This window comes from Enterobacter sp. ECC_219_Taxon_10, from assembly GCF_058354905.1.
In genome coordinates this window covers 3719330-3736804 of record NZ_CM178005.1, presented here as the reverse complement: position 1 = coordinate 3736804, position 17475 = coordinate 3719330, and the positions used below count along the sequence as shown (strand labels likewise).

Sequence of the window (17475 nt, the reverse complement as noted above, 5' to 3'; positions counted from 1 at the left end):
AACATTGCTAACCAGTGAGTCCAGTAAGGGCAGGATACAAGAAACAATGATGAGTATCTATTATCACCTTGAACTCAACTGAAGGAGCAAAACATGAACAAAGTCATCTTAATTACCGGTGCCTCAAGCGGTATCGGAGAAGGTATTGCCAGAGAGCTGGGCAAGGCAGGCGCGAAGGTTTTCCTGGGCGCTCGCAGGCTGGATCGCATTACCGCCCTGGCTGCTGAAATCCGCAGTGCAGGAGGGGAAGCAGAGGCCGCAGTCTTAGACGTTACCAGCCGCCAGTCAATGGCTGACTTCGTGCAGGCAGCGCGTGAAAAGTGGGGCCGCATTGACGTGCTGATTAATAACGCGGGCATCATGCCTCTTTCTCCGCTTTCGGCAGGCAAGCAGGATGAGTGGGAGCGCACCATTGACGTGAATATCAAGGGCGTGCTGTGGGGGATAGGCGCAGTTCTGCCGATTATGGAAGCCCAGGGCTCGGGACAAATCATTAATATTGGCTCGATTGGTGCCTTGTCCGTTGTGCCCACGGCAGCCGTGTACTGTGCGACCAAATTTGCCGTACGGGCGATTTCGGATGGTTTACGTCAGGAAAGTTCTAACATCCGCGTGACCTGCGTTAACCCTGGGGTGGTGGAAAGCGAGCTGGCCTCGACCATTACGCACCCGGAAACCATGGCGGCGATGGACGCGTACCGTGCCATTGCCCTTAAACCTGCTGATATCGCCCGCGCCGTGCGCCACATCATCGAGGCGCCTGAGAGTGTCGATACAACAGAAATCACGATCAGACCGACGGCATCTGCGAACTAACGTCGCGGATGAAAATTTGCGGGTCAGGCCGTTGCCTGACCCGCTTTACTTTCTTACCACGGCTGCTCGGTCGGCATAATAAACAGCTCTGCCACGTCCACATGTTCCGGTGCCTGCAGCACGTAAACAATCGAGTCGGCGATATCATCGGCTTTCAGGAACGTCATCTTCTCCTTCAGCTGTTCCATCTGCGCGCGATAATTGTCGTCACTGATATGCTCGAATAATTCACTTTCTACGGCACCCGGCTGGAGCGATGTGACGCGAATGTTGAACTGCGGCGCCAGCTCCATACGCAAAATATCCGAGAAGGCGGCAACGGCGTGCTTCGTCGCACAGTACACCCCAAGCCCGGGGAACGTTTTGCGCCCGGCGATCGACGAGGTATTGATGATGTGACCAGACCGCTGCGACTGCATAATCGGCAGTACGGCCGCTACGGTGTTAAACAGGCCTTTTACGTTCACGTCTACCATTCGGTGCCATTCATCGACTTTGAGGCTGGCAATATCAGAGAGCGGCATCAGCCCGGCGTTATTGAAGGCGATATCAATGTGGCCATAGCGTTTGTGCAGTGTCGCGACCCCTTCATTAACCGAGGCCGGGTCAGTGACGTCCATAACCAGCGCAATGGCTTCACCGCCGGCAGCCTCAATTTCAGAGACCAGCGCCTGCAGGCGATCCAGGCGGCGGGCGGCGAGACCGACCCTGACGCCCTGTGCCGCTAATTTTTTTGCCGTGGCGGCACCAATCCCGCTTGAAGCACCGGTGATGAGAGCGACTTTATCTTTAAGTTCCATAACTGATCCTCGTGAGAGTTAATTTCAACGCTTCAGAAAGAACGTCTGAAGTACGGGTCAATAATGGATGTTTCAGGCGGTGGCTTCGCGCGGGCTTTTGCTCAAACTGTCGGACTTTTGCTGCGAACGATATCGCTGCGATAGTGCGAGGGCGTTACGCCGTTATGCCTGAGGAAGACGGCAGCAAAGTGGCTGGGGCTGGTGTATCCCACGTTCAAAGCAATATTGATAATAGAATCATTGGTTTCCGACAGCATGCGGCGCGCTTCCTCCATGCGTAGCCGGATAAAATAGTGGGAAGGCGAAAGCCCGGTCGACTGTTTGAAGGCGCGGCTGAAATGGTATTCGCTGAGATCGGTAAGCTTAGCCAGCCGTGCCAGGTCAAACGGCTGGGCCAACCCTTCTCGCATTGCCGTGAAGACCCGGTGCAGTTTAAATGCCTGTAGCCCCCCACGGTGTCGTTTCGTACGCGTGCCGTAGGTGCGAACCAGGTGTACCGCCAGCGCCTGGGCAATTCCCTGGATAAAGGGGCCGCTTGGGGGAGTATGCAGATACAGCTCCTGGCGTATCTGTTCCAGCAGGGCGGATAGCGTTTCGTCGCGCGCGCCGGAGACTTCCCGCAGTTCACACTCCTGCATCATGGCCACGCCGATATACACGTGCATGACGACGAACGGTATATTTGGCTCGGCTTGCCACCGCATTTCAGTGGGAGAGGCCGCCGTTGTGAGAAAGAAATCGCCTGCGGTAACGCGGTTTGCTAACCACGCCTCACCGGGGGAGCGCTCCTCAACAACGGCTTGACCAGAGAGGATCCAGACGATAAAGGGCTCCGGAACCGCCGGAATAATGACGTTTTCCTGGACTTGTCTGCGGGCCAGAATTTGAACGAATACATCCCGGGAAGATTGCGCCCGATGCTCCCTGAGCAGCTTGCCGGGAAGGTATTCTTCAAACGTCTCTGCGGAAGTTCGCTGAGTCATCGTTATCGTTGCCTTTTGCTATGCCAGTTGCACCAGATTAATCGCCGGAAGAGGCCCACCAGGGAATTGTTGTAGCGTCCCGCCGATCTCAAGACTGCCTAAATCAATGCTTGCGAAGCCCAGCTGCCCGGCTAACGCTTTCACTTCCGCCTTCGCATCTGCATCGTCTCCGGAGATAAAGACGACACGACGGCCACCCGCTTGCGCCGGATCCTGAGCCAGCACCCCTGCAAGAAGGGTATTGAAGGCTTTGACGACGCGTGCTCCCGGCGCCCACTGGGTCACAACCTGGCTTGAGTTTTTCCCCCCCAGTTCTGCCAGCTTATAGCCTGGCAAAAGTACCGGGTTCGTGGCATCAATCAGGATGCGTCCATTCCAGGTAATTCCGCTTAACGCGGCTTCGGTTTTGTCCCAGTTAGTGCTGACAAAAACGATGTCGGCTTCAGCGGCCTGCTGAGCGGTGCCGGCGCGAGCACCACGACCCAATCCTTCAACCACATCAGACAGGCTTTCCGGCCCGCGGCTGTTGCTCAGAATAACGTTCATGCCCGCATTTACCAGCTGTTTCGCAAAGGCTTGCCCGATTGCACCAGCGCCGATAATACCTACAGTTGTTGTTTTCATGCGTAATTTCCTTCAGGAAGAGTAGTGAACATGCGTAGAGAGTAGTAATCTTCGACCTATCTGAATAGCCTATATAATTAGATGGATTCCATCTGCCGGAGCGATACATGCTGGACGGTATGTCTGTTGATCAACTGCGCACATTTATTGCCGCCGTTGATGAGGGAAGTTTTTCGGCCGCCGGGCGTAAACTGCGGCGCGCGCAGTCGGTTGTCAGCGCGACGCTGGCCAATCTTGAGGCGCAGGTCGGGTTTCCATTATTCGATCGCTCAGGGCGTTATCCGAAACTGACGGCGGCGGGCGTCGCGATGCTGGAAGCGGCGCGCCTTGCCGCTGCCGGGATGGACGCCTTTAAGGCTAAGGCGCGCACCTTAGCCGAAGGCCTGGAGCCTGAACTGGCGGTCTCCGTCGATGTGATGTTTCCCGTTGCGCAGCTCACCGCTGCGGTGCAGGCGTTTCATCAGATCTTTCCCGACACGCCGCTGCGTTTGTATGTGGAAGCGTTAGGGGCGGTGCTCCAGCCTCTGCTGGACGGCCACTGTCGGGTGGCGATTATCGGCTCGCTGCCGCATATTCCGCCTGAATGTACCTCAGAATTTCTTCTCAGCGTGCCAGCCGTGGCCGTTGTCTCTCCTGAACATCCGCTGGCTAACCTGCCAGGGCCGATCCTCCGCTCGCTTTTAGCGGAACACGTTCAGCTGGTGCTGGCCGATCGCTCGTCGCTTACCGTGGGCCGGAGCTTTGGCGTGATGTCGTCAAAAACCTGGCATTTGGCCGATATGGGCGCGAAGCACGCCTTCCTGCGCGCCGGGCTTGGTTGGGGCTATATGCCGCTGCCAGTGGTTGAGGAGGATCTTGCGACGGGTAAACTGGTCACGTTGAATTTGCAGATGCAGCCTGATGTCGGACCGGGCTTTGCCATGCAGGCCGTGCATTTAGAAGAACATCCTCCAGGCCCGGCTGGGCGCTGGTTCATTAATAAGCTTAAAATGCAGGTTAGCGCATCTGGTTTACACCAGATCTGACTGGTCTTTCAAACGGGCCGCTCTGCGAATCCAGACTACGCTTGCTAAAAAAATGGTCGTCTGAATTTCGGTTGTGACGTTCTTACTGAATGCTTAGATTCATTTTCAATCTATTGAGAGGAGATGAATATGAATTTTGCAGAACTCCACAACCAGCATGAGCCCCTGCTGATCGCCAACGTTTGGGACGCCGCCAGCGCTGTCGCAGCGCAAGAAGCAGGCTACCAGGCACTGGGAACGTCCAGTGCAGCAATAGCGTCCACGCTGGGATATGAAGACGGGCAGGGAATGCCGTTTGATGAGTTATTTTATGTGGTCACCCGTATCCGGGCTGTCAACAGCCTGCCATTGAGCGTTGACATGGAAGCCGGATATGGTGATTCAGCCGAAGAGATAGTCGCTAATCTCAGGCGCCTTGCTCAGACAGGCGTATCAGGCGTCAACCTTGAAGACAGCAGAGTCATTAATGGGGGGCGTCAGCTTGACGATGTCTCTGATTTTTCCCGTAATCTGGGAACAGTAAGCAATGCGCTGAGAAGAGAAAACTGTAGCCTGTTTCTGAACATCCGGACTGACGCCTACCTGCTCGGGCATGAAGACGCATTGCAGGAGACGATATTACGGGGTCAGCGCTATAAAGCAGCAGGTGCTGATGGCCTTTTTGTTCCCTGTCTGACGTCAGAGAAAGACATCAGCCTCATTGCAGAGGCAACGGGTCTGCCCCTGAACGTCATGTGTATGCCCGATCTTCCGTCGTTCGACAGGCTTAAGCTGGCCGGGGTAAACCGCATTTCAATGGGCAATTTTGTTCATTCAGTCATGCAGTCAAGGCTGAGTGATGTAATGCATACGATTCGAACTCGTCAGACGTTTGCAGGACTTTTTAGCGATGAAAATAACCGATAAGAATTTGTGTGATATCTGGTATCAGGCATTACTCGAACGAGATTCAGAATATACCGGCGTATTTTTTGTTGGCGTCAAAACCACTGGCGTATTCTGCATTTCGGTATGCCGGGCGCGAAAGCCCAGGCGCGAAAATGTCGAATTTTATAAAGATGCCAAATCTGTCCTGGCGGCCGGGTTTCGTCCCTGTAAAGTCTGCAGACCCGCTGAAAATGCGCACAGCGCGCCATTATATGTTGAACAGGCGCTTGCGCTTGTCAGGCGCGATATTAAATCCCGCGTGGCTGACGCGCAGCTTCGCCAGCAGGGGATCAGTCCGGAGCGGGTAAGGCGTTGGTTCCTGCAACATCACGGCATCACTTTTCAGGCTTTCCAGCGAATGCAGCGGGTGAACGTTGCCCTGCAGGAGCTGAAAAGCGGGCGAGCGGCTACTGACGTTGCGCTGGACAATGGCTATGAATCCCTGAGCGGGTTTGGTTACACCTACAAGCGGCTTACTGGCGCAGCGCCGACTCAGGCAGCCGAGGTGATTGTCATTCATCGGTTTACCACTACGCTTGGGCCTATGTTTGTCTGTGCGACAGAGCGGGGAGTCTGTCTGCTGGAGTTTACCGATCGCCGGATGTTAGAAACAGAGTTCCGCGATATCCAGCGTTTATTTAACGCCAGAATTGTCACCGGAGAAAACAGCCATACCCGGCAGGCAGTAAAAGAAATCAGCGAGTATTTTGCTGGAACTCGCCGACAGTTTGAGCTCTCTGTAGATGCCCCTGGCAGCGATTTTCAACAATCCGTCTGGCATGAGTTGCGTGCTGTTCCCTATGGACAGACCTCGCACTATCAGGCCATTTCGCTAAGGATGAATAAGCCCAATGCTGTACGCGCCGTCGCTGCTGCTAATGGTGCAAACCGGATTGCGATTGTGATCCCTTGTCACAGGATAATTGGCAAAGATGGAAAGATGACGGGTTACGGCGGCGGTATTTCGCGCAAGGAATGGCTTATTGAACATGAGCGAAACAATGTTTGATGGCGTAATGTTCCAGTGTAGCCGGAATGTTTTGCGAACTTCGCGGGATAAATTGCAGCCACAAAAAAGCCCGCAGGGCTTGCGCCGTGCGGGCTCTTAGGACTTCATCGGATGACTCTGGTAATCACCGATGGAGAATTTTGGTGGAGCTGGCGGGAGTTGAACCCGCGTCCGAAATTTCTACATCCTCGGTACTACATGCTTAGTTTGTCTTTACATTCGCACGCCAGCTGCGGACAGACACGCCACTAACGAACTAGCCTGATTAGTTTTAACGCTTCAACCCCAGGCAGGGCTTCCACGCGATCTCTTTTGGGTTTGACCTCTCTTTGATCCCCGTCTTAAGAGCGGAAGCTAGGGAGAGAGGGCTCAGAGCAGGTTATTAAGCTGCTAAAGCGTAGTTTTCGTCGTTTGCGACTATTTTTTTGCGGCTTTTAACGAGGCAAACCGCCCCTCGGCATGCACCTTGGGTTTCGCAAATCCCGTCGAATCCAGAATCAGCCCCAATAGTGTTGAACTGAGTATACCAGATTTCACTTCCTGGATACCAGCCCGGAACGCTAACTTATTGAATAGTACAATAAGTGTGCAGAATCAACGTCCTGCGTTTTTCATGATGCGCGCTTTATCCAACTGCCACTCGCGCTCTTTCAGGTCAGTACGTTTATCGTGCTGTTTTTTACCTTTCGCGACGCCAACTTTCACTTTGCACCAGGCGTTTTTCCAGTACAGCGACAGGGCGACCACGGTGAAACCTTCACGGTTGATGCGTCCGTAGAGGGATTCCAGCTCACGCTTGTTCAGCAGCAGCTTGCGGGTGCGCGTTGGGTCACATACGTAGTGTGACGAGGCGACGGTCAGCGGCGTAAAGTTCGCGCCGAACAGGAAGGCTTCGCCATCTTTAAGAATCACGTAGCTGTCGCCGATGTTGGCTTTCCCGGCGCGCAGCGATTTTACTTCCCAGCCCTGCAACGCAAGGCCAGCTTCGAATTCTTCTTCAATGAAATACTCGTGGCGAGCACGCTTGTTGAGCGCAATGGTCGCCGAGCCTGGTTTATGTGCTTTTTTCTTCGTCATAAGTGTCGTAAAGCCGTCGGTAATCTGATTTCAAAAAGTCACCTCATTGCGTCCTGTGAGGTCTAACGCGCTATCTTAGCACGAGATGAGCCTTAGCGTTTTTTTAACAGGTGATAAATGTTATTATTTGTCCGTTGTGTGACCATGGAAAATGCTATGCCTCAGATTAGCCGTACTGCGCTTGTGCCTTACAGCGCGGAACAAATGTATCAGTTAGTGAACGATGTTCAGTCTTATCCAGAGTTTATTCCGGGATGTACCGGGAGCCGCGTTCTGGAGTCTGGCCCGACGCAGATGACTGCGGCGGTGGATGTCTCCAAAGCGGGGATCAGCAAGACGTTCACCACCCGCAATACGCTGACCAACAATCAGAGTATTTTGATGCATCTGGTGGATGGCCCGTTTAAAACGCTGATGGGGGGCTGGAAGTTCACACCTCTGAGCGCTGATGCCTGCCGCATTGAGTTCCATCTGGACTTTGAGTTCACCAATAAGCTGATTGAGCTGGCGTTTGGCCGCATCTTTAAAGAGCTGGCGTCGAATATGGTTCAGGCGTTCACCACCCGCGCCAAAGAGGTTTACAGTGTCGCATAAGATCGCTGTTGAAGTGGTATACGCGCTGCCGGATAAGCAGTATCTGCAGCGCGTGACGCTGGAAGAGGGGGCAACCGTAGAAGCGGCTATCCTCGCGTCCGGTATCCTTGAGCTTCGTAGCGATATCGACCTGGCGAAGAATAAGGTCGGGATATACAGCCGTCCGGTGAAGCTTGGCGACGTGCTGAAAGAGGGAGACCGGGTGGAGATTTATCGTCCGCTGATCGCCGACCCGAAAGAGCTGCGTCGCCAGCGTGCGGAGAAAGCGAGTAAGTAGCGTGTTTTCCCCTCAACCTGACCCTCTCCCCAAAGGGGCGAGGGGATAAAAGAAATACAAAAAAGGTGCTCAATGAGCACCTTTTTGCATTTCTGGCTTCTGATTATTTGGTCAGGGCAGGCTTGTTGTCGATGTTGGTCAACACGCCGGTGCTGCTGAAGGTCAGCGTCAGGGTCTGCTGGGTCGCATCTTCATGACCCGGCTTCTGACGGAATACATAGAACCAGGTATTAGTGCCGAATGGATCGGTCATCATCGGGGTTCCCAGTGTATAAGCGACCTGCTGTTGTGTCATCCCCACACGGATTTTGGACACATCGTTAGGGGTAAGGTAGTTCCCCTGGTTGATGTCAGGACGGTAAACCACTTTCTCCAGAGTGGAACAGCCTGCGGTCAACATCAGAAGAACCGCTGCGGCAGCGGTCAGCATTTTACAACGCATAGTGATTTGATTCCTTTTCGGGCCCGAGCAGAACGCGGCTCATATGTAATATGCCGATGATAATAGACCTTGCCCCACTTTGAAACCGGTCTGGCGGCGTTTTTGTTGTTCTGTATGACCCTGAGATCCCGAAAAAGTTTATGCCGCCAGCAGTTCTTTCGCGTTCGCGAGGGTATTACGCGTGACTTCGCTGCCGCCGAGCAGACGTGCCAGCTCCTGCAGACGCGCACGTTTATCCAGCGGCTTCATGTGCGTTTCGGTCATTTCGCCGTCGGTTTCTTTACTGACGATGAAGTGATGATGACCGCAGCCCGCGACCTGCGGCAGGTGGGTGACACACATTACCTGCGTTGACTCACCTAGCTGGCGCAGCAGTTTACCTACCACCGCCGCCGTTGGGCCGCTGATGCCGACATCCACTTCATCGAAAATCAGCGCCGGGGTTTCCATTTTACGCGCGGTAATCACCTGAATCGCCAGCGCAATACGCGACAGTTCACCGCCGGATGCCACTTTGGAGATTGCCTGCAGCGGCTGCCCCGGGTTGGTAGTGACGCGGAACTCGATGCGATCCGCTCCTTCTGCCGTCAGGTGGTTCTCTTCAAAACGGACATCAATGGTGAAGAAGCCGTGCGGCATCGCCAGCGTGTGCATGCTATCGGTGATGTGCTGGCCGAGCTCCTGAGCGTAATGCTGGCGGATCTCATGCAGTTTTTTCGCCGTGGTCAGCGCCTGCTGATGATGCAGGTTAACGGCCAGAGAGAGGGTTTCCTGCGAATCAGCCTGATCGTCAAGCTGCTGCTGTTCTTCCAGCAGAGACTGATAGTAGCCTGGCAGTTCTTCCGGCGTGACATGGTGCTTGCGCGCCAGTGAGATCTGACGGGAAAGGCGCTGCTCCAGCTCAAACAGACGGTTCGGGTCGAGGTCCAGCCGCTCACAGTAATGACGCAGTTCGTCACTGGCTTCAGAGATTTGAATCGCGGCCTCTTCCAGCATATCCAGCACGCCAGAAAGCTTGCTGTCCATGCCGGCCAGCTCGGTGACCAGTTGACGGACATTATACAGCTGGCTTTGGAGATTCACGTCTTCGCCATCTGCCAGCATGTTGAGGGCATTCTGGCTGGTTGAGAGCAGGTGGCCGCTGTTGGCCAGGCGCTTGTACTCTTCGTCGATTTGCTCAAACTCACCCGCCTGCGGGTTGAATTCGTTCAGCTCTTTTAGCTGATACGCCAGTAGCTCCGCACGTGCGGCGCGCTCCTGGCTTTGCTGCTGGTGCTGAGCGAGCTCGCGGCAGCTCTGATGCCACAGGCGGTAGTGCTCCGCCATGAGTTGAGTAAGCGCATACTCACCCGCATAGCCATCAAGCAGGGCTTTCTGCTGTTCTGGTTTGACGAGTTGCTGATGCGCATGCTGACCGTGGATCTGGATAAGCAGCTGGCCGAGTTCGCGGAGCTGGGAGAGCGGGACCGCCGTGCCGTTGATAAAGCCACGTGAGCGTCCGTCGCTGCTGATCACGCGGCGAAGTAAACACTCACGTCCATCTTCGAGCTGATTCTGTTCCAGCCAGCGCTGGGCCGCAGGGGTGTCTTTCAGAGAGAAACGCGCGCACAGATCGGCACGGTTTGCGCCCATGCGCACCATGTCGCCCTCTGCACGGCCGCCAAGGCACAAGCCGAGGGCATCAATGGCAATGGATTTACCCGCACCGGTTTCCCCGGTGATCGCCGTCATGCCGCTGTGGAAATCGATCTCAAGCTCACGAACAATGGCAAAGTTGCTGATGGTCAGTTGTGCCAGCATAATTGTTTTCCTGTATGAAAAACCATAACTGTGTTTTCATACAGTATAAACTGGTTTTTTATACAGTAAAGTCCTGGATGCAAAATCAGAACAATTTTTTTGACCAGCCAAGCTTCGAGCTTAATGTGTTGAAATAGCTGTAATCTTTCGGGTGAATCAAATTCAGGTGGTAATCACACCGGCGAATAAGAACATCTTCACCTTCCTGGATCGGCAGCGCGATCTGGCTGTCGCAGCTGATCTCCAGGTCGTTACGGCGGTGCGAGAAGCGCAGACGTATCGTGCTGTCTCCGTTAATCACCAGCGGGCGGGCGGAGAGCGTGTGCGGGAACATCGGTACCAGGGTGATGGCATCAAGAGAGGGCGTCAGGATAGGGCCGCCCGCAGAAAGCGAGTAGGCGGTTGAGCCGGTTGGCGTGGAGATAATCAGTCCGTCAGAACGCTGGGAGAAGGCAAAGATTTCATCGATATAAACTTCGAACTCAATCATGTGCGCCACTTTACCGGGGTGAAGCACCACCTCGTTAATCGCGGTGCTGATGCGCTTCTGACAGTCCTGCTGGCACACCTGCGCTTCCAGTAAGAAACGTTTTTCACTGATATAGTGACCTTCCAGCACGTCGGCCAGCTGCTGTTGCGCATTGTCCGGGTCGAGGTCGGTTAAAAAGCCGAGATTGCCGCGGTTGATACCGATGACCTTGATGTCATAACGCGCCAGCGTGCGTGCCGCGCCGAGCATATTGCCGTCGCCGCCCACCACCACGGCGAGATCGGCCTGTTGGCCAATTTCCGCCAGCGTGCCGGTTTTGACGCTCTTCAGCTGCAGTTCCTGCGCAATCTGCTGCTCGACCATCACTTCATAGCCTTTGCTACACAACCAGCGATACAACATTTCATGTGTCGTCAATGCGGTAGGGTGACGCGGATGCCCGACGATCCCAATACACCTGAAATGATTATTCATTTTCTGGAGGTCCTTGTGCCTGATGAATGATGACAATCTCTCTTGTTCCCTTGAATCCAGGAAACTGATCCCCATAATAAGCGAAGTTAGCGAGATGAATGCAGAAAAACGCGGAGAAATTCATGAGTAGTAAAGAACAGAAAACGCCTGAGGGGCAAGCCCCTGAAGAAATTATCACGGAACAGCACGATGAGGTTGAGGCTGTAGAGCCAGACGCATCTGCTGAGCAGGTGGACCCGCGCGATGAAAAAATTGCGAATCTGGAAGCCCAACTGGTAGAAGCACAGAATCGCGAACGCGACACCGTTCTGCGCATCAAGGCGGAAATGGAAAATCTGCGTCGTCGTACCGAGCAGGACGTTGAGAAAGCGCATAAATTTGCGCTGGAGAAATTCGTCAACGAACTGCTGCCGGTGATCGATAGCCTCGATCGCGCGCTGGAAGTGGCTGACAAAGCGAATCCGGACAACGCGGCGATGATCGAAGGTATCGAACTGACGCTGAAATCCATGCTCGACGTGGTGCGTAAGTTTGGCGTGGAAGTGATTGCGGATACCGATGTGCCGCTGGATCCAAACGTTCACCAGGCCATCGCGATGGTTGAATCTGAAGAGATTGAAGCCGGTAAAGTGCTGGGCGTGATGCAGAAAGGTTACACCCTGAACGGCCGTACCATTCGCGCTGCGATGGTGACCGTCGCGAAAGCGAAAGCGTAATTTGCTACCTGTAGTGCCGGGTGGCGGCATTCGCCTTACCCGGCCTACGTTTTATTCGGCAATACTTTCCCGAAGTGGCGTGACGGGCAGCACCTTCACCTGCTTAATCATATTGTCCTGCACGTCCAGGATATCAATATCGTACTGCTCAATGCGCACCCGCGTGCCCGCCGCCGGGATCTCTTCCAGCGCTTCCAGAATCATCCCGTTCATGGTACGAGCTTCATCTTCCGGCAAATGCCAGTTAAAGGCTTTGTTGAGTTCCCGAATGTTCGCGCTACCGTCAATCAGCACCGAACCGTCGTTTTGCGGGGTAACCTCTTCCGCGAGGGAAGGCGACATTGACGTGGTAAAGTCCCCGACAATCTCTTCCAGAATATCTTCGACCGTCACCAGCCCCTGAATATCGCCGTACTCATTGACCACCAGGCCGACCTTCTTCTTGTTGCGCTGGAATTTCACCAGCTGCGTGCTGAGCGGGGTTCCTTCCGGCACGTAGTAAATCTCGTCGGCGGCGCGCAGCATCACCTCTTTGGTGAACTCATTTTTCTCGGTCATCAGACGGTAGGCTTCGCGCACGCGCAGCATGCTGATGGCGTCATCCAGCGAGTCGCGATACAGCACGATGCGCCCGTGCGGGGAGTGCGTCAGCTGGCGGACAATGGCTTTCCAGTCGTCGTTGATGTCGATACCGACGATTTCGTTACGCGGCACCATGATGTCGTTCACGCTCACCTTTTCCAGATCCAGCACCGACAGGAGCATATCCTGATTGCGCCGGGAGATCTGCGAGCGGGATTCGTTCACAATGGTGCGCAGCTCTTCTTTGCTGAGCGCGCTGCTGATAGTGACGTCCGCTTTGATTCCCACCATCCGCATCAAAACACGCGTCACCATGTTCAGCAGCCAGACCAGCGGCATCATCAGGATCTGCAGCGGCGCCAGCAGGAAGCTGCTCGGGTAGGCCACCTTTTCCGGGTAAAGCGCGGCGATAGTTTTTGGCAGTACTTCGGCAAACACCAGCACCACAAACGTCAGCACGCCGGTGGCAATCGCCACCCCGGCGTTGCCGTACAGACGCATCCCAACGATGGTGCCGAGGGCTGAGGCCAGAATGTTGACAAGGTTGTTGCCGATAAGCACCAGGCTTATCAGCCGATCCGGTTTGCGGAGCAGTTTTTCAACGCGACGGGCGGCACGGTTACCCTGTTTAGCACGATGACGCAACCGGTAACGGTTTAAGGTCATCATGCCGGTTTCCGAGCCGGAGAAATAGGCGGAGATGACCACCATGACGATCAGGATAACGATCAGCGTGGTGGTAGAGATGTGTTCCAGGGGGAACTCCTTTTGTTACTTAGCCAGCAAATTGCTGTATGAAGCGGCTGCCAAAATAGGCAAGGGTGAGAATGCCCGCACCCGCGACGTTGAACCAGACGACGCGACGACCGCGCCAGCCTTCATGGTAATGGCCCCACAACAGGACAATATAGACAAACCACGCGATGATGGAGAGCACTGCTTTATCGATATTCTCCACGCTGAACAGGTTCTTCATGTAAAACAGGCCCGTGCAGAGCGTGAGCGTCAGCAGCACCACGCCTATCTGCGTGATGTGGAACATCTTACGCTCAATGACCATCAGTGGCGGCATTTCATGGTTGAACGCCAGCCTTTTGTTTTTCAGTTGGTAGTCAATCCAGGCGAGCTGCATGGCGTAAAGCGCGGCGATAATCAGCGTCGCGTAGGCAAACAGCGACAGGCCGATATGCACCAGCATCCCCGGCGTCGCCTCCAGATGCGTAATGAATTCATTAGGCATAAAGGTGGCGAGAGCCAGATTGATCAGCGCGAAGGTATAGACAATCGGCAGCAGCAGCCAGCCGCGATTTTTAGACGCAACGATGGTCATTACCGTACAGATCATCAGGCTGACCAGCGAGCCGACGTTGAGGACGCTCAGGTTTTGCACGCTGCCGTCGCCGGGAATAATGCGTGATTCCAGCGCAAACGCGTGGCTTATCAGTGCAATGACCGCCGAAAGAATAGCCATGCGCCGCCAGCCGCTGTTTTTTTGCAGCAGTCCGGGAATAATCAGCGCGAGGCTGACAGAGTAGGCAACAAGGGCGATCAGTGCGAAAACAGGCATATAGGCATCGACAGTTGTCTTAATAAGAAAGAGAAGCAGTATAACGTTACGTGACGCCTGCTCCAACCGTTGCATAACAACAAAGGCGCCTTCATGTTATACTCCGGCAAAATTCTGTGTATGTGTCGCTCAATGCGGCCCAACGTTTCTACTCAGGCGAGAGACAATGTTTGATAATTTAACCGATCGTTTGTCGCGCACGCTGCGCAGCATCAGCGGCCGCGGACGCCTTACTGAAGAGAACATCAAGGAAACGCTGCGCGAAGTGCGCATGGCGCTGCTGGAAGCAGACGTGGCGTTGCCGGTTGTTCGTGATTTTATCAACCGCGTAAAAGAGAAGGCGGTTGGTCATGAAGTTAACAAGAGCCTGACCCCGGGTCAGGAGTTCGTCAAAATCGTTCGTAACGAACTGGTTTCGGCGATGGGCGAAGAGAACCAGGTGCTTAACCTGGCCGCTCAGCCGCCGGCCGTGGTGCTGATGGCGGGCCTGCAGGGGGCGGGTAAAACTACCAGCGTCGGTAAACTGGGTAAATTCCTGCGTGAAAAGCACAAGAAGAAAGTGCTGGTGGTCTCAGCGGACGTCTATCGCCCGGCGGCGATCAAGCAACTGGAAACCCTGGCCGAGCAGGTCGGCGTGGATTTCTTCCCGTCCGACGTTGCCCAGAAGCCTGTCGACATCGTTAACGCCGCGCTGAAAGAAGCGAAGCTGAAGTTCTACGACGTGCTGCTGGTGGATACCGCCGGTCGTCTGCACGTTGACGAAGCGATGATGGACGAGATCAAACAGGTGCATGCCTCTATCAACCCGGTAGAGACCCTGTTCGTTGTCGATGCCATGACCGGTCAGGATGCGGCGAATACCGCGAAAGCGTTTAACGAAGCGCTACCGTTAACCGGCGTGGTGCTGACCAAAGTGGACGGTGACGCCCGCGGCGGTGCGGCGCTCTCCATTCGTCACATCACCGGTAAGCCGATTAAATTCCTCGGCGTGGGCGAGAAAACTGAAGCGCTGGAGCCGTTCCACCCGGACCGTATCGCATCCCGTATCCTCGGCATGGGTGACGTGCTGTCGCTGATCGAAGATATCGAGAGCAAGGTTGACCGCGCGCAGGCCGAGAAGCTGGCCAGCAAGCTGAAAAAAGGCGACGGTTTCGATCTGACCGACTTCCTTGAGCAGCTGCGTCAGATGAAAAACATGGGCGGCATGGCAAGCCTGATGGGCAAACTGCCGGGCATGGGCCAGATCCCAGACAACGTGAAAGCGCAGATGGATGACAAGGTGCTGGTGCGTATGGAGGCGATCATCAACTCAATGACGCTGAAAGAGCGGGCTAACCCGGACATCATCAAAGGTTCCCGTAAACGTCGTATCGCAGCTGGTTGCGGCATGCAGGTGCAGGACGTTAACCGTCTTCTGAAACAGTTCGACGACATGCAGCGCATGATGAAGAAAATGAAGAAAGGCGGCATGGCGAAGATGATGCGCGGCATGAAAGGCATGATGCCTCCCGGTTTTCCAGGGCGTTAATCGCTTTTGAGATTGCTTTTTGCCCGAAAATGAGTAAAATTTTCGGGCTTTTAATATGACACCCGGGCTCCGTTCCTCGATGGGGCCCGGTTGTTTTATTCACACAAGAGGATGTTATGGTAACTATTCGTTTAGCACGTCACGGCGCTAAAAAGCGTCCGTTCTACCAGGTTGTTGTGACTGACAGCCGTAATGCACGCAACGGTCGCTTCATCGAGCGCGTTGGTTTCTTCAACCCACTGGCCTCTGGCGCAGAAGAAGAAACCCGTCTGGATCTGGATCGTATCGCTCACTGGGTTGGCCAGGGCGCTACTGTTTCCGATCGCGTTGCTACGCTGATCAAAGCAGCAAACAAAGCAGCTTAATCTGTCACGGTGGTCATGATGAGCAATAAAGCACCTGTTGAACCGATCGTATTGGGAAAAATGGGTTCTTGCTACGGTATCCGTGGTTGGCTCAGAGTGTTTTCCTCCACTGAAGACGCTGATAGCATTTTTGATTACCAGCCCTGGTTCATCCAGAAAGCCGGTAAGTGGGAAGAGGTCGAGCTGGAAAGCTGGCGTCACCACAATCAGGACATCATCATCAAGCTGAAAGGCATTGACGATCGTGATGCCGCGAATGCGCTGACTAATTGTGAAATTGTCGTGGATTCGTCGCAGTTGCCACAGCTGGAAGAGGGCGACTACTACTGGAAAGACCTTATGGGCTGCCAGGTAGTTACCACTGAAGGTTACAGCCTGGGGAAAGTCATCGATATGATGGAAACCGGGTCAAATGACGTTCTTGTCATTAAGGCAAACCTGAAAGATGCATTTGGCATCAAGGAGCGGTTGGTTCCGTTCCTCGATGGACAGGTTATCAAGAAAGTCGATCTCACTACTCAAACCATTGAAGTAGATTGGGATCCTGGTTTTTAAATTCTCCGGATAAACGGTAAAAGACGGCGCTATGTGGATTGGCATAATTAGCCTGTTTCCTGAAATGTTCCGCGCGATTACCGATTACGGGGTAACTGGCCGGGCAGTAAAGAATGGCCTGCTGAGCATCCAGAGCTGGAGTCCTCGTGACTTTACTCATGACCGGCACCGTACCGTGGACGATCGTCCTTACGGCGGCGGACCGGGGATGCTAATGATGGTGCAACCCTTACGGGACGCTATTCACACAGCAAAAGCCGCGGCAGGTGAAGGCGCGAAGGTGATTTATCTGTCACCTCAGGGACGCAAGCTTGATCAAGCGGGCGTGAGCGAACTGGCGACGAATCAAAAGCTGATTCTGGTCTGTGGACGCTACGAAGGGATAGATGAGCGCGTAATTCAAACCGAGATTGACGAAGAATGGTCTATCGGCGATTACGTTCTCAGCGGTGGTGAGTTACCCGCAATGACGCTGATTGACTCCGTCGCCCGGTTCATTCCGGGGGTTCTGGGCCATGAAGCTTCGGCAACGGAAGATTCTTTTGCCGATGGATTGCTGGACTGTCCACACTATACTCGTCCTGAAGTGTTAGAAGGGATGGAAGTACCGGCGGTGTTACTGTCTGGAAACCATGCCGAGATACGTCGCTGGCGTTTGAAGCAGTCGCTGGGCCGAACCTGGCTTAGAAGACCTGAACTTCTGGAAAACCTGGCTCTGACTGAAGAGCAAGCAAAGTTGCTGGCCGAGTTCAAAACTGAACACGCGCAACAGCAGCATGAACATGATGGGAATGCGTAATACGCTCCCGAATATCAGTTTACCC

Annotated in this window: 20 protein-coding genes and 1 other RNA gene; 11 read left to right on the top strand and 10 right to left on the bottom strand. The window is 54.3% G+C overall.

The window, feature by feature from the left end; all coding sequences use genetic code 11:
• The first annotated feature begins 93 nt into the window (after window positions 1–93).
• Entirely contained in the window at window positions 94–816 is a 723-nt protein-coding gene (locus AC4ICF_RS17695; RefSeq protein WP_316380181.1) for an SDR family oxidoreductase, read from the top strand.
• Window positions 817–869: 53 nt separating this feature from the next.
• Here the strand turns inward: AC4ICF_RS17695 and AC4ICF_RS17690 are convergent, their stop codons facing one another.
• The 3 genes from AC4ICF_RS17690 to AC4ICF_RS17680 form a co-directional block, all read right to left on the bottom strand.
• The gene (locus AC4ICF_RS17690) at window positions 870–1616 is read right to left on the bottom strand and encodes an SDR family oxidoreductase (RefSeq protein WP_316380182.1); all 747 of its coding nucleotides are present in this window, start codon (window positions 1614–1616) and stop codon (window positions 870–872) included.
• A gap of 101 nt (window positions 1617–1717) precedes the next feature.
• Window positions 1718–2599 (bottom strand): helix-turn-helix domain-containing protein, encoded by an 882-nt coding sequence (locus tag AC4ICF_RS17685; protein ID WP_316380183.1) that lies wholly within the window; start codon window positions 2597–2599, stop codon window positions 1718–1720.
• Window positions 2600–2617: 18 nt separating this feature from the next.
• Window positions 2618–3223 (bottom strand): NADPH-dependent F420 reductase, encoded by a 606-nt coding sequence (locus AC4ICF_RS17680; protein WP_316380184.1) that lies wholly within the window; start codon window positions 3221–3223, stop codon window positions 2618–2620.
• A gap of 119 nt (window positions 3224–3342) precedes the next feature.
• Between AC4ICF_RS17680 and AC4ICF_RS17675 the strand changes: the two genes are divergently transcribed.
• The 3 genes from AC4ICF_RS17675 to AC4ICF_RS17665 all read left to right on the top strand — a co-directional run bounded on the left by AC4ICF_RS17675 (window position 3343) and on the right by AC4ICF_RS17665 (window position 6184).
• Window positions 3343–4248, top strand: coding sequence for a LysR family transcriptional regulator (locus tag AC4ICF_RS17675; protein ID WP_316380185.1), 906 nt, complete (start codon window positions 3343–3345; stop codon window positions 4246–4248).
• Window positions 4249–4377: 129 nt separating this feature from the next.
• On the top strand, window positions 4378–5154 hold the full coding sequence (locus AC4ICF_RS17670; RefSeq protein WP_316380186.1) for an isocitrate lyase/PEP mutase family protein: 777 nt from the start codon (window positions 4378–4380) through the stop codon (window positions 5152–5154).
• A complete protein-coding gene (locus tag AC4ICF_RS17665; protein ID WP_316380187.1) occupies window positions 5138–6184 on the top strand; it encodes a bifunctional transcriptional activator/DNA repair enzyme AdaA in 1047 nt (348 codons plus the stop codon). Before AC4ICF_RS17670 ends, AC4ICF_RS17665 begins: the two co-directional genes overlap by 17 nt.
• A 141-nt stretch (window positions 6185–6325) precedes the next feature.
• On the opposite strand, the gene ssrA is transcribed toward AC4ICF_RS17665, so the two are convergent.
• Window positions 6326–6689: a transfer-messenger RNA gene (gene ssrA / locus AC4ICF_RS17660) on the bottom strand.
• A gap of 89 nt (window positions 6690–6778) precedes the next feature.
• Entirely contained in the window at window positions 6779–7261 is a 483-nt protein-coding gene (smpB, locus tag AC4ICF_RS17655; protein WP_008502505.1) for an SsrA-binding protein SmpB, read from the bottom strand.
• Window positions 7262–7417: 156 nt separating this feature from the next.
• Between smpB and AC4ICF_RS17650 the strand changes: the two genes are divergently transcribed.
• Together AC4ICF_RS17650 and AC4ICF_RS17645 are read left to right on the top strand one after the other, a co-directional pair.
• A complete protein-coding gene (locus AC4ICF_RS17650) occupies window positions 7418–7855 on the top strand; it encodes a type II toxin-antitoxin system RatA family toxin (protein ID WP_008502504.1) in 438 nt (145 codons plus the stop codon).
• Window positions 7845–8132, top strand: coding sequence for an RnfH family protein (locus AC4ICF_RS17645; RefSeq protein WP_316380191.1), 288 nt, complete (start codon window positions 7845–7847; stop codon window positions 8130–8132). Before AC4ICF_RS17650 ends, AC4ICF_RS17645 begins: the two co-directional genes overlap by 11 nt.
• 103 nt (window positions 8133–8235) lie before the next feature.
• Here the strand turns inward: AC4ICF_RS17645 and bamE are convergent, their stop codons facing one another.
• The 3 genes from bamE to nadK form a co-directional block, all read right to left on the bottom strand.
• Entirely contained in the window at window positions 8236–8574 is a 339-nt protein-coding gene (bamE, locus tag AC4ICF_RS17640; protein ID WP_316380192.1) for an outer membrane protein assembly factor BamE, read from the bottom strand.
• Between the two features lie 138 nt (window positions 8575–8712).
• Window positions 8713–10374, bottom strand: a complete 1662-nt coding sequence (recN, locus tag AC4ICF_RS17635; RefSeq protein WP_316380193.1) for a DNA repair protein RecN — start codon at window positions 10372–10374, stop codon at window positions 8713–8715.
• Between the two features lie 85 nt (window positions 10375–10459).
• On the bottom strand, window positions 10460–11338 hold the full coding sequence (nadK, locus tag AC4ICF_RS17630) for an NAD(+) kinase (protein WP_008502500.1): 879 nt from the start codon (window positions 11336–11338) through the stop codon (window positions 10460–10462).
• Window positions 11339–11460: 122 nt separating this feature from the next.
• Here nadK and grpE point away from each other — a divergent pair, with 122 nt between their 5' ends.
• Window positions 11461–12054 carry a nucleotide exchange factor GrpE gene (grpE, locus tag AC4ICF_RS17625; RefSeq protein ID WP_032644906.1) on the top strand — a complete coding sequence of 198 codons (594 nt, stop codon included), beginning with the start codon at window positions 11461–11463 and terminating at the stop codon, window positions 12052–12054.
• Window positions 12055–12105: 51 nt separating this feature from the next.
• Here the strand turns inward: grpE and AC4ICF_RS17620 are convergent, their stop codons facing one another.
• Together AC4ICF_RS17620 and AC4ICF_RS17615 are read right to left on the bottom strand one after the other, a co-directional pair.
• Window positions 12106–13392, bottom strand: coding sequence for an HlyC/CorC family transporter (locus tag AC4ICF_RS17620; RefSeq protein WP_439209997.1), 1287 nt, complete (start codon window positions 13390–13392; stop codon window positions 12106–12108).
• Window positions 13393–13411: 19 nt separating this feature from the next.
• Window positions 13412–14203 (bottom strand): cytochrome C assembly family protein, encoded by a 792-nt coding sequence (locus AC4ICF_RS17615; protein WP_116343829.1) that lies wholly within the window; start codon window positions 14201–14203, stop codon window positions 13412–13414.
• Window positions 14204–14369: 166 nt separating this feature from the next.
• On the opposite strand from AC4ICF_RS17615, the gene ffh reads away from it, so the two are divergent.
• From ffh to trmD, 4 genes are all read left to right on the top strand, one after another.
• Window positions 14370–15731 (top strand): signal recognition particle protein, encoded by a 1362-nt coding sequence (gene ffh / locus AC4ICF_RS17610; RefSeq protein WP_096218409.1) that lies wholly within the window; start codon window positions 14370–14372, stop codon window positions 15729–15731.
• Window positions 15732–15847: 116 nt separating this feature from the next.
• Window positions 15848–16096 (top strand): 30S ribosomal protein S16, encoded by a 249-nt coding sequence (gene rpsP / locus AC4ICF_RS17605; protein ID WP_022649067.1) that lies wholly within the window; start codon window positions 15848–15850, stop codon window positions 16094–16096.
• A gap of 15 nt (window positions 16097–16111) precedes the next feature.
• Complete coding sequence (gene rimM / locus AC4ICF_RS17600) at window positions 16112–16651, top strand: ribosome maturation factor RimM (RefSeq protein ID WP_003863136.1); 540 nt, start codon at window positions 16112–16114, stop codon at window positions 16649–16651.
• Between the two features lie 31 nt (window positions 16652–16682).
• Window positions 16683–17450: a tRNA (guanosine(37)-N1)-methyltransferase TrmD gene (trmD, locus tag AC4ICF_RS17595; RefSeq protein ID WP_008502493.1), complete on the top strand. Its 768-nt coding sequence runs from the start codon at window positions 16683–16685 to the stop codon at window positions 17448–17450.
• Window positions 17451–17475 lie beyond the last annotated feature (25 nt).

Coding starts and splice junctions, on each gene's coding strand:
- recN (WP_316380193.1), bottom strand. CDS start 10,374: ATGCTGGCACAACTGACCATCAGCAACTTTGCCATTGTTCGTGAGCTT.
- ffh (WP_096218409.1), top strand. CDS start 14,370: ATGTTTGATAATTTAACCGATCGTTTGTCGCGCACGCTGCGCAGCATC.
- AC4ICF_RS17690 (WP_316380182.1), bottom strand. CDS start 1,616: ATGGAACTTAAAGATAAAGTCGCTCTCATCACCGGTGCTTCAAGCGGG.
- AC4ICF_RS17650 (WP_008502504.1), top strand. CDS start 7,418: ATGCCTCAGATTAGCCGTACTGCGCTTGTGCCTTACAGCGCGGAACAA.
- AC4ICF_RS17685 (WP_316380183.1), bottom strand. CDS start 2,599: ATGACTCAGCGAACTTCCGCAGAGACGTTTGAAGAATACCTTCCCGGC.
- nadK (WP_008502500.1), bottom strand. CDS start 11,338: ATGAATAATCATTTCAGGTGTATTGGGATCGTCGGGCATCCGCGTCAC.
- AC4ICF_RS17665 (WP_316380187.1), top strand. CDS start 5,138: ATGAAAATAACCGATAAGAATTTGTGTGATATCTGGTATCAGGCATTA.
- rimM (WP_003863136.1), top strand. CDS start 16,112: ATGATGAGCAATAAAGCACCTGTTGAACCGATCGTATTGGGAAAAATG.
- smpB (WP_008502505.1), bottom strand. CDS start 7,261: ATGACGAAGAAAAAAGCACATAAACCAGGCTCGGCGACCATTGCGCTC.
- trmD (WP_008502493.1), top strand. CDS start 16,683: ATGTGGATTGGCATAATTAGCCTGTTTCCTGAAATGTTCCGCGCGATT.
- rpsP (WP_022649067.1), top strand. CDS start 15,848: ATGGTAACTATTCGTTTAGCACGTCACGGCGCTAAAAAGCGTCCGTTC.
- grpE (WP_032644906.1), top strand. CDS start 11,461: ATGAGTAGTAAAGAACAGAAAACGCCTGAGGGGCAAGCCCCTGAAGAA.
- AC4ICF_RS17615 (WP_116343829.1), bottom strand. CDS start 14,203: ATGCCTGTTTTCGCACTGATCGCCCTTGTTGCCTACTCTGTCAGCCTC.
- AC4ICF_RS17695 (WP_316380181.1), top strand. CDS start 94: ATGAACAAAGTCATCTTAATTACCGGTGCCTCAAGCGGTATCGGAGAA.
- bamE (WP_316380192.1), bottom strand. CDS start 8,574: ATGCGTTGTAAAATGCTGACCGCTGCCGCAGCGGTTCTTCTGATGTTG.
- AC4ICF_RS17670 (WP_316380186.1), top strand. CDS start 4,378: ATGAATTTTGCAGAACTCCACAACCAGCATGAGCCCCTGCTGATCGCC.
- AC4ICF_RS17680 (WP_316380184.1), bottom strand. CDS start 3,223: ATGAAAACAACAACTGTAGGTATTATCGGCGCTGGTGCAATCGGGCAA.
- AC4ICF_RS17675 (WP_316380185.1), top strand. CDS start 3,343: ATGTCTGTTGATCAACTGCGCACATTTATTGCCGCCGTTGATGAGGGA.